Source organism: Pseudomonas sp. 22515 (assembly GCF_052044625.1).
GTDB classification, from domain to species: domain Bacteria; phylum Pseudomonadota; class Gammaproteobacteria; order Pseudomonadales; family Pseudomonadaceae; genus Aquipseudomonas; species Aquipseudomonas alloputida.
This window is the reverse complement of the sequence record NZ_JBQENN010000005.1, coordinates 127334-142766: the sequence shown is the minus strand read 5'-3', so window position 1 is coordinate 142766 and position 15433 is coordinate 127334. Positions and strand designations below refer to the sequence as shown.

The 15433-nt window shown below is 63.8% G+C and carries 12 protein-coding genes; 5 read left to right on the top strand and 7 right to left on the bottom strand.

Annotation, left to right across the window (positions count from 1 at the left end):
- Positions 1-44: 44 nt before the first annotated feature.
- Positions 45-956 carry a LysR family transcriptional regulator gene (locus ACTJJN_RS07380; RefSeq protein ID WP_004374343.1) on the top strand — a complete coding sequence of 304 codons (912 nt, stop codon included), beginning with the start codon at positions 45-47 and terminating at the stop codon, positions 954-956.
- Positions 957-1056: 100 nt separating this feature from the next.
- Positions 1057-2037, top strand: coding sequence for an LLM class flavin-dependent oxidoreductase (locus ACTJJN_RS07375; protein WP_012052353.1), 981 nt, complete (start codon positions 1057-1059; stop codon positions 2035-2037).
- Positions 2038-2079: 42 nt separating this feature from the next.
- Here the strand turns inward: ACTJJN_RS07375 and ACTJJN_RS07370 are convergent, their stop codons facing one another.
- The 4 genes from ACTJJN_RS07370 to ACTJJN_RS07355 all read right to left on the bottom strand — a co-directional run bounded on the left by ACTJJN_RS07370 (position 2080) and on the right by ACTJJN_RS07355 (position 7380).
- Positions 2080-3177, bottom strand: coding sequence for an alkene reductase (locus ACTJJN_RS07370; protein ID WP_047602856.1), 1098 nt, complete (start codon positions 3175-3177; stop codon positions 2080-2082).
- A 95-nt stretch (positions 3178-3272) separates the two neighbouring features.
- On the bottom strand, positions 3273-4283 hold the full coding sequence (locus tag ACTJJN_RS07365) for an aldo/keto reductase (protein WP_274083506.1): 1011 nt from the start codon (positions 4281-4283) through the stop codon (positions 3273-3275).
- 72 nt (positions 4284-4355) lie between these two features.
- The gene (locus tag ACTJJN_RS07360; RefSeq protein ID WP_047602854.1) at positions 4356-5876 is read right to left on the bottom strand and encodes an apoptosis inducing factor family protein; all 1521 of its coding nucleotides are present in this window, start codon (positions 5874-5876) and stop codon (positions 4356-4358) included.
- Between the two features lie 175 nt (positions 5877-6051).
- A complete protein-coding gene (locus ACTJJN_RS07355; protein ID WP_440781166.1) occupies positions 6052-7380 on the bottom strand; it encodes an MFS transporter in 1329 nt (442 codons plus the stop codon).
- Between the two features lie 163 nt (positions 7381-7543).
- On the opposite strand from ACTJJN_RS07355, the gene ACTJJN_RS07350 reads away from it, so the two are divergent.
- Together ACTJJN_RS07350 and ACTJJN_RS07345 are read left to right on the top strand one after the other, a co-directional pair.
- Positions 7544-8641, top strand: coding sequence for a sugar diacid recognition domain-containing protein (locus ACTJJN_RS07350; protein WP_440781165.1), 1098 nt, complete (start codon positions 7544-7546; stop codon positions 8639-8641).
- A 141-nt stretch (positions 8642-8782) separates the two neighbouring features.
- Positions 8783-9922, top strand: a complete 1140-nt coding sequence (locus ACTJJN_RS07345) for a glycerate kinase (protein WP_440781164.1) — start codon at positions 8783-8785, stop codon at positions 9920-9922.
- Positions 9923-9941: 19 nt separating this feature from the next.
- Here the strand turns inward: ACTJJN_RS07345 and ACTJJN_RS07340 are convergent, their stop codons facing one another.
- Entirely contained in the window at positions 9942-10841 is a 900-nt protein-coding gene (locus ACTJJN_RS07340; protein WP_012052346.1) for a LysR family transcriptional regulator, read from the bottom strand.
- Between the two features lie 127 nt (positions 10842-10968).
- On the opposite strand from ACTJJN_RS07340, the gene ACTJJN_RS07335 reads away from it, so the two are divergent.
- Positions 10969-12009, top strand: a complete 1041-nt coding sequence (locus ACTJJN_RS07335) for an SMP-30/gluconolactonase/LRE family protein (protein WP_440781163.1) — start codon at positions 10969-10971, stop codon at positions 12007-12009.
- On the opposite strand, the gene ACTJJN_RS07330 is transcribed toward ACTJJN_RS07335, so the two are convergent.
- Both ACTJJN_RS07330 and ACTJJN_RS07325 read right to left on the bottom strand, forming a co-directional pair.
- Complete coding sequence (locus ACTJJN_RS07330; RefSeq protein WP_440781162.1) at positions 11999-12979, bottom strand: site-specific integrase; 981 nt, start codon at positions 12977-12979, stop codon at positions 11999-12001. The two genes, ACTJJN_RS07335 and ACTJJN_RS07330, sit on opposite strands and share 11 nt — an antisense overlap.
- Positions 12980-13039: 60 nt before the next feature.
- A complete protein-coding gene (locus tag ACTJJN_RS07325; RefSeq protein ID WP_440781161.1) occupies positions 13040-15367 on the bottom strand; it encodes a putative bifunctional diguanylate cyclase/phosphodiesterase in 2328 nt (775 codons plus the stop codon).
- Positions 15368-15433: the final 66 nt, after the last annotated feature.

The following is a 15433-nucleotide window of genomic DNA, read 5'->3' as shown; positions in this document are numbered from 1 at the left end:
ATCGCACCCATCTATGGCGGTTCGATCAGCGTCAGGAAAACACCATGGAACCCAACCGCTTCGGCGACATCGCCGCTTTCGTCAGCGCCGCGAAGGCCGGTAGCTTCACCGCTGCGGCTGCCAGCCTGGGCCTGACGCGTTCAGCGGTGGGCAAGAGCATCGCCCGCCTGGAAGCCCGCATGGCGGTGCGCCTGCTCAACCGCACTACGCGCAAGCTGAGCCTGACCGATGAAGGCCTGGTGGCGTTCGAGCGCTGGCGGCAGATTCTGGATGACCTGGACGAGGTCGAAAGCACCATGGCCCTGCGCCGCGGCAAGCCCACTGGCACCCTGCGCCTGACCGCACCGCTGTCGCTCGGGCAGCGCCATGTATTGCCTATCCTCGACCAGTACCTCAAGCAATGGCCCGAACTACGGGCGGATATCCGCTTCACCGACCGTTTCGTTGATCTGGTCGAAGAGGGCGTGGACGTCGCCGTGCGTATCGGTGCACCCAAGGAAGATTCGCAATTGCTGACGCGCACCGTCGCCTGGCAGCAGTTCGTGACCTGTGCTTCGCCTGCGTATCTGGAGAAGCGCGGTGTACCGCAGATGCCCGGCGACCTCTATGGCCATGACAAGATCGCCTTCCTGGCGGGCGAGAAGGCCATGCCCTGGCGCTTTCACACAGAAGCCGGGCTGCACCTGTGCGAAGATCCCGGGCGGCTGAACATCGACAGTTCCGAAGCCATGCTTGACGGCGCCCGGGCCGGTTTTGGCCTGATTCACCTGCCTACCTATATCACCGGTGACGACCTGCGCGCTGGCAATCTGGTGGAAGTACTGCACGCTTACCGCCCCCCGGCAGACCCCATTCGCATCGTCTACCCAAGCAAGCGCCACCTGTCCCCTCGGGTACGCGGCTTCATCGACTTGTTGGTGGCCAGCTGGGAGCCGGGCGTGCCTTGGGAATACTGATTGGGGAATGCCAGGCCCCTATGCCGGGCCTGAAATTGGGTTTATCGCTGGCGGCGCAGCATGGAAACTGGCAGCCACTGATAATCCCTCTGGAGACCCCATGACTGCACTGTCCGTACTGGATCTGGTCATGATCGGCGAAGGCAAGACCTTCGCCGATGCGATCGAAGAATCCCGCCAGCTGGCGCGGCATGTCGAGCAACAGCACTACCGCCGCTACTGGATCGCCGAACACCATGACATGCCGGGCATTGGCTCGGCTGCCACTTCGCTGGTGATCAACGAAATCGCCAACGCCACCCGACACATTCGTGTGGGGGCTGGCGGCATCATGCTGCCCAACCATGCGCCGTTGGTGGTGGCCGAACAGTTTGGCACCCTCGATACATTGCACCCGGGCCGTATCGACCTGGGCCTGGGCCGTGCGCCAGGCACGTCCGGGCCGACCGTGCGTGCATTGCGCGGCGCCGCGCCAGAGCGAGATTTCAGCCAGGACATCGCCGAGCTGCGTGATTACCTGGCGGACAACGGCAAACGCCGGGTGCGCGGCGTACCGGGTGCGCACGATGTGCCGGTGTGGATCCTCGGTTCCAGCCTGTTCGGTGCTGACCTGGCGGCGAAGCTGGGCCTGCCTTATGCCTTCGCCTCGCACTTTGCCCCGCGTTACCTGCTGCAGGCCATTGCCCATTACCGCGCCAACTTCCAGCCTTCCGCGCAACTGGCCAAACCGTATGTGATGGTTGGCATGAACCTGTTCGCCGCTGCCAGCGATGCTGAGGCGGACTACCTGGCCAGCTCCCACCGCAAGTGGATGCTGGACCTGCATGTCGGGCGCTTTGGCTTGCTGCCCAAGCCGCAAGAGGGTTACATCGAACGCTTGCCGGACCACGAGCGCGCCGTGCTCGAGCAGGTGATGGCCTGCACCGTAGCCGGAGGGCCTGAACGGGTGAGGGAAGGGCTGCGCTCGCTGATCGAGCAGACCGGGGCGGACGAGCTGATGATCGACTGCCGCATCCATGACCCGCTGGCGCGGCAGCGGTCACATGCCTATGCCGCGCAGGCGCTGGCTGAACTGGGCTGACACGACAAAAACCGGGCGCCCGCAAGAGCGCCCGTTTTTGCATCAAGCCTGCTTCAGGAACGGATAATCCGTATACCCTTCAGGCCCATTGGCATAATCGAACTTCGCCCGGTGCTCATTCAGCGGCGCTTGCAGCCGCAGACGCTCCACCAGATCGGGGTTGGCAATGTAGGCGCGCCCGAACGCCACGGCATCGATCAAACCCCGCCCGATGAGGTCTTCGCCTTTCTCGGCGGTATAGGCACCGGCCGCGATGATCACCCCGGGGTAGGCGGCGCGAATGGCCTGGCGGAACTCGTCACGCAGTGGCTTGCCGCCGGCCCAGTCCGGCTCGGACAGGTGCAGGTAGGCGAGGTTGCGCTTGGCCAGTTCGCGGATCAGGTACAGGCCGGCGGCCTCCTGGTCTTCGCCATTGTCCACACCATTGAAACCACCCAGCGGGAACACGCGAATACCGACCCGGTCGGCGCTCCAGTTGGCAATGGCCGCATCCACCGCCTCCAGCACAATGCGCGCACGGTTTTCAACGCTGCCGCCGTAGCGGTCTTCGCGCTGGTTGGCACTGGGGGTGAGGAACTGGTGCAGCAGGTAACCGTGGGCGGCGTGCAACTCGATGAAGTCGAAACCGGCTTCACAGGCATTGATCGCGGCCTGGCCAAAGTCAGCGACGATGTCAGCGATCTCCGCTTCGCTGAGCGCCCGGGGTGCGGAGGTTTCCACGCGCGTCAGGTTGCCTTGCGCGTCACGCAGGGTGGTGCGTGCGTCCGCCGGCAGCGCCGAAGGGGCCACGGGTGCCTCGCCGCCAGGTTGCAGCGAGGTATGCGACACCCGCCCGGTGTGCCACACCTGCACGGCGCTGTGGCCGCCATCGGCATGGATGCCTTGGTTGATGTGCTTCCAGGCAGCGATCTGTTCGGCGCTGTGAATGCCGGGCGAGCCAGAATAGCCCTTGGCCTGGAAGGAGATTTGCGTGGCTTCAGTGATGATCAGGCCAGCACTGGCGCGCTGACGGTAGTACTCGGCCATCAGCGCGGTGGGTACATCACCCGGCTCCAAGCTGCGCAGGCGGGTGAGGGGGGCCATGAATACGCGGTTGGGCAGGGTGAGTGGGCCGATTTGCAGCGGTTGCAAGAGTTTCATTGCAGCTCCAGAGGTGGAAAACCAATGGTGCGCACGATACCGAGGTGATTGGGGAAAGGGGGGACCGGGAGCCCGGCTCAGGGCTCCCCAATGCGTCAGCTGCGCGCCAGCCGCCCACTCACATAATGCGCCACGTCATTGAAGCCCGGCGTGGACGCATGCCCTGGCGTTACCAACGAATCGATGAACGCCTCATCCTCCGCGGTAATCTTCACCGCCAATGCGCCGCCATAGGTATCCCACTGCTCCTCGGTCCGCGGCCCGACAATCGCCGAACTGACCCATTGGTTATTCAACACCCAGGCAATGGCGAATTCGACAATACCCACCCCCTTGGCCTCTGCGTACGTCTGAATCTGCCGGGCAATGGTCAGCGACTCCTGGCGCCACTCCACTTCCATGATGCGTTTGTCCTGCCGCCCAGCGCGGCTGCCGGCGTCCGGCACCGCGCCCGGCGCATACTTGCCACTGAGCACGCCCCGGGCCAGCGGGCTGAAGGGTACGACGCCCAGACCATGGGCGGCGGCGGCCGTGAGCTGTTCGGGCTCGGCCTGGCGGTTGACGATGTTGTACAGCGGCTGGCTGACTACCGGCCTGGGCACACCAAGGCGCTCGGCAACATGGCAGGCCTCGGCAATGCGCCAGCCACGGAAATTGGACACCCCCCAGTAGCGGATCTTGCCCTGGTGCAACAAGTCGCCAATGGCCTGCACGGTCTCCTCCAGCGGTACCTTGTGGTCTTCGCGGTGCAGGTAGTAGATGTCCAGGTAGTCCATGCCCATGCGGGTCAGTGTGGCATCCACGGCATTGAAGATGTGCTTGCGCGACAACCCGCTGCGGTTGGGCAGGCCGTCGGCCGGGCCGAAGCCGACCTTGCTGGCGATGACCCAGTCATGGCGATGGCGCGCCACGGCTTCACCGACGATTTCTTCCGAGCGCCCGGCGTTGTAAACGTCGGCGGTGTCGATGAAGTTGATGCCTTGGTCCCAGGCCTTGTCGATGATGCGCAGGGCATCCTCGGTACGGGTCTGCTCGCCGAACATCATGCTGCCCAGGGTAAGGGCGGAAACCTGCAGGCCACTGTGGCCGAGGGGGCGGTAGATCATGCGCGTGGGTCCTTATGCAGTCAGCTGACCTGCCTGTTTTACACACAACCTGGATGCATTGAAAGGCACCCCTCAGCCAATGAGCGCCAAAGCCTCCTGCAGGCTCAAGGGGCGCTTCAGGCGTTGCGACAGCGTCGCCATGGCATCGGAGTAACCCTTGGCGATAACGGCCTCGACGCGTTCATCCACACACTGCAGGGCAACAAAATCGCCGTTTTCCGGGTCACCGACGAATTCGATCCGGTTCCAGTCTCTGGCATGGCCTAGCACTTCATAGGTACGGCCATGCTGGTAGGTCCAAAAGAACGGTACATCGGCATAACGGCGTTGTTCGCCAAGCATGTTGGCGGCGGCGATCACCCCGTGTTGCTGGGCCAGGCGCCAGTGCTCGATGCGCACCGGGCGCCCCGAGAGCGGGAACGTGGCAATGTCACCGGCGGCCCACAAACCGTCAGCTGCGCGCATTTCGGCGTCGACCCTCACCGATTTGTCTTCGCCAAGCGGCACCCCTTGAAGGAACGCGGTGGCGGGTTTTACCCCGGTGCCGAGCAGGACCAAGGGGGTCTGCAGCCGTTCACCATTGGCCAGTTGCACCGCTTCGACCTTGTCCTGGCCTTCGATCCGCTCGACCTCGGTGGGGCCGTGGAAGGTGATGCCTTTTCGTTCATGCAGCGCGCGAATGCAGCGCCCGATACGCTCGCCCAACTGTCGGGCCAGAGGGACTTCGTGGCGCGAGACCACGTGCACCTGCACGCCATACTTGCGCAATGCCGAGGCTGCCTCCAGGCCGATGAAGCCGTCACCGACGATGACCACCGGTTGGCCAGGCTCGGCTGCGTCGAGCAACTGTGCAGCATCTTCCAGTGAGCGGAGGGTGAACACCCCGGGCAGGTCGGCGCCGGGAATGTCGGGGCGCAGTGCTTTACCGCCGGTTGCCAGCAGGCAGGCGTCGTAATCGATCTGCTGACCATCGGCGAGGGTGACCTGGCGCTTCTGGCTGTTCAGGGTGCGCACCTTGCCGTGCTTGCGCTGCAGTTGGCCCTTGCGCAGGGCGTCGGCTTCGAGCAGCGCGGGGACCTCGTCGGGCGGCATCTGCCCGGCAATCACGAATTTGCTCAGTGCTGTGCGATCGTAGGCCGGCTGGCGCTCCTGGTCGATCCATACCAGCCTGCCCGCGAAGCCATGAGCCAGCAGCGTGGCGACGGCGGCGCTGCCGGCGGCCCCGGCGCCGACCACCACAAAACAGCGGGCATCGCTGTGCCTGGGCGGTTCGGTTGCCGACAGGGGCTGGTCATCGACCCAGACTTCATCGCCCTTGATCCACGCCTTGTAGCGGCGCAGGTCGGCGAGTGCAGGCGGCTCACAGACCACGCCATCGTCAACGGCGAACGCAGCTTTGTGCCAAGGGCAAACCAGCAAACCGCCGCAAACCACGCCTTCATCAAGGGGGGCGCCTGCGTGGGGGCAGTTGCCCTGGTAGGCGTGTACCTGATCGCCTTGGCGGATGAGGATGAGTTCTTCGTTGCCGGCCTGGACGCGCAGGGGACGGTGCTCGTCGAGCTGGGCCAAGCGGGCCACGGCGTACTGGGTCATGGGGCTTCTCCAAAGGGGCCTTTGGAACCATTTGACGCCTGGGGCGGGAAGGGGATGCGTTGAGCTGACGATCGGTGGCGGGTGTGGATTTGGTGTGGCTTGGGTGGGCATCATTGCAGGCAGGCCTGCGCCCACAGGCTTGAAACCTGTGGGCGTGGGCAAGCCTGCGAATGCCTCAACTCACCCGTGCAGTACTCAGCGAACCCGCTCGCGTTACACGCAAGGCCACCAGGCTACCCAATACGATCAACGCGGCGAGCGTATACAGTGCGGCATCGGTTGAACCGGTCTGGTCCTTGATGAACCCGACCAGGTATGGGCTGAGAAACCCCGCCATCTGGCCTACCGAGTTGATGATCGCCAGACCTGCCACGGCGGCTCCGGCACTGAGCAGCGCAGTCGGCATTGGCCAGAACATCGGCAAACCGGTAAGCGCGCCCATGGTGGCGATCGACAAGCCAAGAATGGCAATGCTCGGGTTGCCGGCGAAGTTCACCGCAATCAGCAGGCCGACGGCGCCCATCAGCATTGGCACCACCAGGTGCCAGCGGCGCTCGCTGCGCAGGTCAGCCGAGCGCCCGCAAAGAATCATGAACACACCTGCCAGCAGGTACGGGATGGCGCTGAGCCAGCCGATCAGCAGCGGGTTGTCGAAGCCCATGCTCTTGATGATCGAGGGTAGCCAGAAGTTGATCGCGTATACACCGCTCTGGATGCAGAAGTAGACGAAGCCGAAGGTCCAGATCAGCGGGTTGGTCAACACGGCCAGCACGCTGTCGCTGGTGGTGCTCGGTTTGCTTGCAGCATCGGCCTGCAGGTCGGCAGCGATCAGCTGACGTTCAGCCGGGCTCAGCCAGGCGGCTTTCTGGTAGCCGTCACTGAGCAGGAACACCGCCAGTACGCCCAAGGCCACGGTCGGCAGGCCCTGGATCAGGAACATCCACTGCCAGCCGGCCAGGCCGTGCTGGCCGGCGGCGAAATGTTCGAGGATCCAGCCGGAGAACGGCCCGCCAAGCAGGCCCGATACCGGGATCGCCGACATGAAAAGGGCCATGATGCGGCCGCGCCGGGCCGCCGGGAACCAGCGCGAGAGGTACAGCACCACACCCGGGAAGAAGCCGGCTTCGGCAGCGCCGGTGAGCAGGCGCAGGGTGTAGAACTCGGTAGGGGTGGTGACGAACAGCAGGCAGGTGGACAGGCTGCCCCAGGCGATCATCATCAGCGCGATCCAGCGCCGTGGGCCGAAGCGATTGAGGGCCAGGTTGCTTGGCAGGCCACACAGTACATAGCCGATGAAGAAGATGCCGGCGCCAAGGCCGTACACCGTTTCGCTGAATTTAAGGGCGTCGAGCATCTGCAGCTTGGCAAAGCCGACGTTGACGCGGTCCAGGTAGTTGAACAGGTAGCAGATGAAAATGAACGGAATCAGCCGCAAGGTGATGCGCCGGTACAGCGCGTTGCGGGTGGTGTCCGTGCCTTGGTCAGGGGCGGGGCTGTGTGCCATGATCGGGTTCTCTGTTGTTATGGTTTTCGCCGCGTCGCCTGTTCCGGCGCTCGCCCTGACGAGTCTCGGGGACTGCGGCTAGCCTGTCTTTGTGCTTTTGCACAGCGCTTGGCCCAGGCTGCTGTGCCCGAGCCCAAAAGCCAAACACCTAAAGGACCCCGCAATGTTCGAACTCGACCATGACCTGGCGCAGGATATCGTTGACCGGGCAATGGCCATCTTGCCTTGCAACGTCAATGTCATGGACAGCCAAGGGTTGATCCTGGGCAGTGGTGAGCCTGAGCGCATCAACACCCGTCACGAGGGGGCGCAGCTGGTCTTGGCCAATGGCCGGATCGTCGAACTGGATACCGACGCGGCCAAGTGCCTGAAGGGCGTGCAGCCCGGCGTGAACCTGCCATTGATGCTCGATGGGCGGCTGATGGGCGTGTTGGGCCTGACCGGCGACCCGCAGCAGGTGCGCACCTATGGCGAGCTGGTGCGCATGACCGCCGAAATGCTGCTGGCCCAACGCAATTTACAGGCTGACCAGCAATGGCGAAGGCAGCGCTGTGACGACCTGCTGGCGCTATTGCTCGGCGGCAGCGGTAACTCGCCGCGCTTGCTGGACGAAGCCCGTCAGTTGGGCTTGAAACCTCAGCTGGCGCGGATACCGTGCCTGTTCGAGATTACGTCGGGGCCACCTGCCGAGGCGCTGGCCGCATGGTTGATGAGCCGTTATCCGGATAGCTGGTGCGTCAGCCCGGCCCGCCAGTCGTTGCTGTGGTGCCGCCCGGCAGGCGTGGCACTGGATGAACTGCGCCTGCTGGAGCGCCTGCAACGCCACGGCTGGGACATTGAGCGACTGGCCCTGGGCAGTGCAGCGCAGAGCCTGGAGCAGTTACGCCGTGGTTACCGCCGGGTGCGTGACTTGCTGGCCTATGGCCGCGAAGTGTTGCCCAGCGAACGATTGCTCAGCCTGCAGCGCTACCGGCTGCCGGCGCTGCTGTGGCGCCACCGTAACGACGACGCGCTGGACGAGCTGTTGGAGCCGTTGCAGCGCATCCGCGCCAAGGACAGCAGTGGCCAGTTACTCACCACCCTGCGCGCCTGGTGTGCACATGACGGCCAGAGCCAGTCCTGTGCCGATGCCCTGGGCATCCACCGCAACAGCCTGCGCTATCGACTGGAGCGAATAGCCGAGCTAAGTGAGGTCGACCCGCTGCGCCTGGAAGGGATGCTTAGCTTGTATCTGGGGTTGCAGCTGTTGCCCGCTGACTGAAGTATTCACTTGCCGGCGATTGGGCCAGAACAGGCAAAAAGGCATCTGCCCAAACAACCCGGCCGGCGTTTTGTGCATTTGACCGAGGCCACCTGGGCAGCCACCTGTCAGCATGCCGCTCATCAGGACAGGAGAAACCCCATGAAGATCGTCATTGCCCCCGACTCGTTCAAGGACAGCCTCGACGCTGCCGGTGTCGCCCGCGCCATCGCTGCGGGCCTGAGCGAAGCGTGGCCCGAGGCTGAACTGGTCGAGTGCCCAATGGCCGACGGTGGCGAAGGCACCATGGAGGCGATCCTGGCCGCCAGCCAGGGTGAACTGCGCCGCCAGTCCGTGCGCGGGCCATTGGGGGAGCACGTCGAGGCCGGCTGGGGCTGGTTGCCGCAAAGTCGCACCGCAATCATCGAAATGGCCCAGGCCAGTGGCCTGCAACAGGTGCCAACAGGCCAGCGCGATGCTTGCCGCAGCAGCACCTGGGGTACCGGCGAGCTGATTGCCGCAGCCCTCGACGCCGGCGCCCGGCGTGTGGTGCTGGCCATCGGTGGCAGCGCCACCAACGATGCCGGCAGTGGCATGTTGCGAGCGCTTGGCCTGCGCCTGCTGGATGCTGACGGGCAAGCGCTGGAAGAGGGCGGCCTGGCCTTGGCCAAGCTGGCCCATATCGACGCCAGCGGCCTCGACCCGCGCCTGGCCGGGGTGCAGTTTGAAGTCGCGGCGGATGTCGACAACCCCTTGTGTGGCGCCAACGGCGCATCGGCGATCTTCGGCCCGCAGAAAGGTGCCAACCCGCAGCAAGTGGAGGCGCTGGACCACGCGCTGAATCATTTTGCCGACCATTGTGCGCTGCTGTTGGGCGCGGATGTGCGCGATTACCCTGGTTGTGGTGCGGCCGGTGGCATGGGCTTCGCTGCCCGGGCATTCATGGACGCGCAGTTCCGCCCTGGGGTGGAAGTCGTGGCTGAGCTGGCTGGCCTTGACGCCCTGGCACAAGGGGCAGATCTGGTGGTGACGGGCGAGGGGCGTTTCGATGCCCAGACACTGCGCGGCAAGACTCCGATGGGGGTGGCGCGGGTTGCCAAGCGCCATGGCGTGCCGGTGGTGGTACTGGCCGGGACCTTGGGGGAGGGGTATCAGCAGTTGTATGCCCATGGGGTCGACGCTGCATTTGCACTGGCCAGTGGACCGATGAACCTGGAGCAGGCGTGTGCAAATGCTGCCGAGCTGTTGCAGGCCAGGGCTTGTGATATCGGCCGGCTGTGGCGCTGCGCGAAGCGAGGCTGAACACCCTGTAGAAATGGCCTTATTGCTGCGTCTCGAACATGGCAATGAAGTTGGCCAGCGCTGGCGAAGTATTTTGGGCGCTCCATTTCATGTACAGCCCAAGCCCTGGGGCGGGCTGGTCATCAATAGGGCGGATTGGGCAAAACCGCACGCGTTCGCGCGGGGTCGAGCGGACGAACGACTCCGGCACCAGGGCCACGCCAAAGCCGCAAGCCACCAGACCCAGCAGGGTGTGGATCTGCGCCGCCTCCTGCACGACCTTGGGGTAGAACCCGGCCGATTCGCACAACGCAACCAACTGTGCGTGGTAGCCGCCGCCCAGCGCTTGTGGGGTGAACACGAAGTCCTCATCGGCAAACTCGCGCAAGTCGACGGCCTCGTGCTGCGCCTTGGGGTGGCTGGCAGGCAGCGCCATGACGATCTGCTCGTCAAGCAGCAAGCGTGCCTCCAGGGTGCCGGCTGGTAGCGGAAGCCTGCGCATGAAGCCGATATCCGCCTCACCGGCCAGCAAGGCCTTGGCCTGGGAGGCGGATGGCATCTCGCGGATGGTCAGCTGCACGTTCGGATAAGTCTCCCGAAAGCGGCGCAAGCGGTTGAGCAGCGAGTCGTAATAGGCGATGGAAATGGCCGTGATGGTCAATTTGCCGCTGACCCCCGCCGAAACGCTGCGCGCGTACTCGATCCCTTGTTCCAGTTCAGCAAGCGTGCGGTAGGCGGTGTCGAGAAACGCTGCACCCGCTGCGGTCAGGCGCACCCCGCGCTTGTTGCGCAGAAGCAGGCCGAAACCGAGCTTTTCCTCGAGCCGGTTGATCGCCTGGCTCAGCGGTGGTTGTGCCATGTGCAGGCGCTGGGCGGCCTTGTGAAAGTGCAGCTCTTCGGCCACGGCGATGAACTGCCTGAGCAAACGTGTTTCGATCATCCAGCAATCCTGCAGCGTGGCGACTCAGCGGTGATATCCATGGGATATCAAAGTTGCATGCTTTTAATATTAAGTCATTGATTTTTTTGTTGATATCGTAAGAAAGGAGAATTGAAGGTAGCCAGAAATGCCCGTTACTCATCTGGCCGGTGCGCTGTGCCATCCCACTGATTGCACCTTGCGCACCAGCATTAGCCAGCACATCGCCACGCGCTTCAACGAATACAGCAGTGTCAGCTACCCTCGGGACCTCGGCCGTGTGCAGGTGGCCGAGCGCTGGCGCCGCATCAAGGAATGCAATTACGTGCCGGTCAAAGTGGCCAACACGCGCGCGGACCTTGGTGAAAGCCTGGTCTGGGATGAACGCAGTGGCGTGCTGTACTTTGTCGATATCTCTGGCGGGCGCATCAACGGCCTGGCACCTGATGGCGAAGTCGATTGCCTTTACGAGTCTGCCGCGCGCATTGGCGCCCTGGCGCTGACCGACCGGGGTAACCTGATTTTCACCGAGGATGCCAGCGTGGCCATCTTCGATGTGCCAACACGCAAGGTGAGCCAGCATTCGGCATCGGTCCATCCGCGCTCGACTTACCGCTTCAACGACGGCGCCTGCGACCCTCAGGGACGCTTCGTCACCGGCCTGATGGACGAGGCCCTCAGCGGCAATACCGGGGCGCTTTTTCGCTTTGACTGGCAATTGAGCGACCAGGTGATTCACGATGACATGGCTTTGCCCACCGGCCTTGCCTGGTCTCAGGACGGCCACACGGTGTACTTCGTCGACTCGGCGGCGCGTGCGATCTACCGCGCCGAGTACCTCATCGAAGGCCGGCTGGGCGCTGTTATGCTGTTTGCCGAAACCCCCGCCGAACTGGGCCGGCCGGATGGCCTGGCGCTGGACCGCGAAGGCGGGCTGTGGGTGTGCCAGTACCATGGCAGCTGCCTGCTGCGCTACGACCGCCACGGGCACCTGACCGACCAGGTGTTGATGCCAGTACCGTGCCCCACCAGCTGCTGCTTTGGCGGGCCCGGGATGAACACCTTGTACATCAGTACCGCGCGTTACGACATGACGCCAGAAGACCTGCACCATTATCCGGACGCTGGCGACCTGTATGCCATTCGCCCGGAAATTGGCGGCGTCGCCAAGTACAGCTTCAAGGAATAAGCGGTTGCACCTGACTGGCCGGTAGCACGGCCAGATCGCCAAAACGCTGCGCCGAGTCGATGTAGCGCAGCGCCGACTTGGCGTCTTTCCAGCCCACATAGCTCATCAGCGACTTCAGTTCCCAACCATTGGCCGTGGCCCAGGTGGCGAAGCCACGCCGTAGTGAGTGGCCGGTATACAGTGCCGCCGGCACCCCGGCGCGTTCCAGCATGCGCCGCAGCAGGCCCACCAGGCTGTTGCTGTTGAGCGCGTTGTCGCCAAGGTTGCCCCAGCGGTCGAGTTTGCGGAACACCGGGCCATGGGCAATACCGGCGACTTCAAGCCATTGCAGGTAGGCAGTGACAGGGCATAAGGCCTTGAGGGCAGGGGTGCGGTGCTGTACGCCCAAGGCTTCGCGGTCGCCCTTGCTGCGCGGCAGGAAAAGCGTGATGCCGACACCGGCTTGCGCCTGAATGTGTTCGATGCGCAGGCGTGCCAGCTCATCGCCGCGAAAACCACGCCAGAAACCCAGCAACAGCAAGGCGCTGTCACGATGAGCCCGGCGCAGGGCTGCCAAGTCATGGTACTCGCGGGCTTGTCGGGCTTCTTCTTCAAAACACGCTACAGCGGTTTGCAGGTGTTGCAACAACAGCGGGGCAGCCTGCTTGGGCGGCGTCGGGTGCAGGGTGCGGATGCCGCGTAGCACCTGACGTACCAACGGCGCCTTGGTCGGATCGGGGAAACCTTGGGCGACGTGCCATTGGCTGAGCGCGGCCAGGCGTTGACGCAGGGTGCTGACTGCATGCTGGTCGGCATGATCGGCCAGGTAGCGGGCGATACTCTCGGCGGTGGCCGGGAGAAAGCCGCCCCAATGGCTTTCGAAGTGCTCGATGGCGGCCTGGTAGCTGCGCCGGGTGTTGTCACGGGTGGCGGCGCGAAGGTAGCGCTCGATATCGGTCATGGTGCGGGTGTCGGTGTGTGATCGGTACACGATAAACCGAAATGCGTTGCCTGTCCTTGCCCAACGCCATCGGCAAGCCTGCCGTTGCGCTCAGTACACGCATGCCTTGTCCTCGATACCGTTGAAGGGCGGGTAAACCCACAGCTGCGGCAGCGACAGTGGCCGGCTGAAGTGGTAGCCCTGGGCGATATCGCAGCCGGCAAGCTTCAGGTACACCACCTGTTCACGGGTTTCCACCCCCTCGGCCACCACTTCCAGGCCCAGGCGCTTGGCCAGGATGATGGTGGAGGACACGATCGGGCTGTCGTCATGGCTGTTGGACAGCGCCGCGATCAGCGAACGATCGATCTTCAGCTTGCTCAGGGGCAGTGAATGCAGGTGGGCAAAGCCGGCGTAGCCACGGCCAAAATCGTCCAGGCTGATACCCAAACCTGCGCCGCGCAACGTATGCAGGTGCGTCAACGCCGTGCTTTCGGGGTCGAGGATGGTGGTTTCGGTAATTTCCAGCTCCAGCTGCTGGGGCGCGATGCCATGATGCTGCAATTTGCTCAGCAGCCGGTCAGCGAAATCGGCTTGACGCAGCTGCAGGGCGGAGACATTGACGGCCAGCCGTGTCTTGCGGCCTTGGGCATTCCAGCTCGACAAGGCTTCACAGGCCAGCCGAATGACCTCCCAACCCAGTTCGACAATGAAACCACTGCGCTCGGCCAGGCCGATGAAGCGGTCCGGGTACAGCAGGCCGAAATCAGGGTGGTCCCAGCGCACCAGCGCCTCGTAGGCCAGCACCTGGTGGGTGTCCAGGCGCATCTGTGGCTGGTAGTGCAGCACGAACTGGCGTTCGGCCAAGGCACTGCCGAACGCTTGCTCAAGGGTGAAAGCCTGGATATCGGCCAGGTTCAGCGAGGGGTCAAAAAAGCGATACTGCGCGCGTCCAGCCTGCTTGGCCGAGTACATTGCAGCATCGGCACTGCGTATCAGGCTGTCGATGTCCTGGCCATCACGCGGGCAGATGCTCACCCCTACGCTGGGGCTGGTGTTGACCTCTTGGCCATCCAGGGCGTACGCGGCCGATAGTTTCTGCACCAGTTCGTGGACCCAGGCGTTGATCTGTTCCTCGCTGCGCTCGCCGGCCAGCAGCACCACGAATTCGTCGCCGCCAAAGCGCGAAGCCTCGTCGCCGGGCTCCAGCAGGCGCTGGATACGCCCGGCCACAGCCTGTAGCAGCAGGTCACCAATCTTGTGTCCGAGCGAGTCGTTGATCGACTTGAAACGGTCCATGTCGATGAACAGAATCGCCATCAGTCGGCGCTTGCCACGTTGCCGAGTCAGCGCCTGGCTGGCCACTTCGACGAACTGGCGGCGGTTGTGCAGGCCGCTGAGGTGGTCCGTGGCGGCGGCGTGGCTGCTGCGCCGGTGTTCGTCCTCCAGGCGCACGATCAGTTGCTGATTGACCTGCTGGGCATGTTCCAGCGCGTCGAAGGCCTCCTGGCGCTTGCGTAGCAGGCGCAAGGTCCATAGCAGGCTGGCCAGGATCATCAGGGTCATGCTCAGGTTCAACCAGAACTGCCGGGAATAGGCCAGCGTCGAGGGTGCGAGTATTTCTGCCTGGCGCTGGCTGACCACCACGCTGAAGCCGTGCTCGGGTACATGGCGGTACAAGCTTTGGTAGGCATCACCCGCTATGTATTGGGTCAGCATGCCTGCTTCGGTGTTTAGCACCGGCAGCGGTGGCTGCAATAGGTCGCCCGCAGTCACCACGCCGCTGTTGTCGATGCGCAGCCGCTCCAGGCCGTCATCCTGCAGCAGACGCACCAGGCCACTGTTGCCCAGGTCGATAGGCTGGAACAGCACCGCCAGGTAGCCGACGTCCAATTGCACCACCAAAAGGTTGTCGATTTCCCGGCCGGTCGAATTGGTCAACGGCAGCAGGAAGGGCAGGCGCCCAGTGGGCAGGGCAGCGGTTTGGCTGACAGGCTGAATGCTCGGCAGGAAAGGTTTGAAACCGTAGCGGTCAATGTGCCGCTGCAGTTGGTGCAACCAGTCTGCCGGCAACTCGGCGGCCTCATCGGTGTGGCTGGCCGCTAGCAGCCGGCCTTGTCGGTCGTACAGGCTCAAGCGCTTGAACACTGGGTCTGCGGCCAGGCTGGGTACCAGGCTGAAGTTGCCTTGGCGCCGCGCGTTCATGTCGTCCTGGGTAACACGACCCACCGCCTGGGCGCGGTCGACAAGCTGTCGCAGGTTTTCGCCCACGATGCTGGCCAGGTTCAGGTGCTCGACGGCCTTGGCCGACAGTGCACCCTGTCGGGCGGTGGCTTTCTGCGTGACGTGCAGCCCCCAGAGAAAGGCCAGGGTCGCTGCACAGAGCATCAGGATCAGCAGTCGCAGAAGGCTGGAGGAGGAAAGCGAACGGCGAATCACTGCTGATAGTTCCCGACCCTGGGTAATGCTCGGAAAATACGACAATAAGATGACAGCCTGATGACT

What these genes read in the sequence shown, in the direction of transcription:
- ACTJJN_RS07380 (WP_004374343.1), top strand. Translation starts at nt 45, where the DNA reads ATGGAACCCAACCGCTTCGGCGACATCGCCGCTTTCGTCAGCGCCGCG.
- ACTJJN_RS07375 (WP_012052353.1), top strand. Translation starts at nt 1,057, where the DNA reads ATGACTGCACTGTCCGTACTGGATCTGGTCATGATCGGCGAAGGCAAG.
- ACTJJN_RS07370 (WP_047602856.1), bottom strand. Translation starts at nt 3,177, where the DNA reads ATGAAACTCTTGCAACCGCTGCAAATCGGCCCACTCACCCTGCCCAAC.
- ACTJJN_RS07365 (WP_274083506.1), bottom strand. Translation starts at nt 4,283, where the DNA reads ATGATCTACCGCCCCCTCGGCCACAGTGGCCTGCAGGTTTCCGCCCTT.
- ACTJJN_RS07360 (WP_047602854.1), bottom strand. Translation starts at nt 5,876, where the DNA reads ATGACCCAGTACGCCGTGGCCCGCTTGGCCCAGCTCGACGAGCACCGT.
- ACTJJN_RS07355 (WP_440781166.1), bottom strand. Translation starts at nt 7,380, where the DNA reads ATGGCACACAGCCCCGCCCCTGACCAAGGCACGGACACCACCCGCAAC.
- ACTJJN_RS07350 (WP_440781165.1), top strand. Translation starts at nt 7,544, where the DNA reads ATGTTCGAACTCGACCATGACCTGGCGCAGGATATCGTTGACCGGGCA.
- ACTJJN_RS07345 (WP_440781164.1), top strand. Translation starts at nt 8,783, where the DNA reads ATGAAGATCGTCATTGCCCCCGACTCGTTCAAGGACAGCCTCGACGCT.
- ACTJJN_RS07340 (WP_012052346.1), bottom strand. Translation starts at nt 10,841, where the DNA reads ATGATCGAAACACGTTTGCTCAGGCAGTTCATCGCCGTGGCCGAAGAG.
- ACTJJN_RS07335 (WP_440781163.1), top strand. Translation starts at nt 10,969, where the DNA reads ATGCCCGTTACTCATCTGGCCGGTGCGCTGTGCCATCCCACTGATTGC.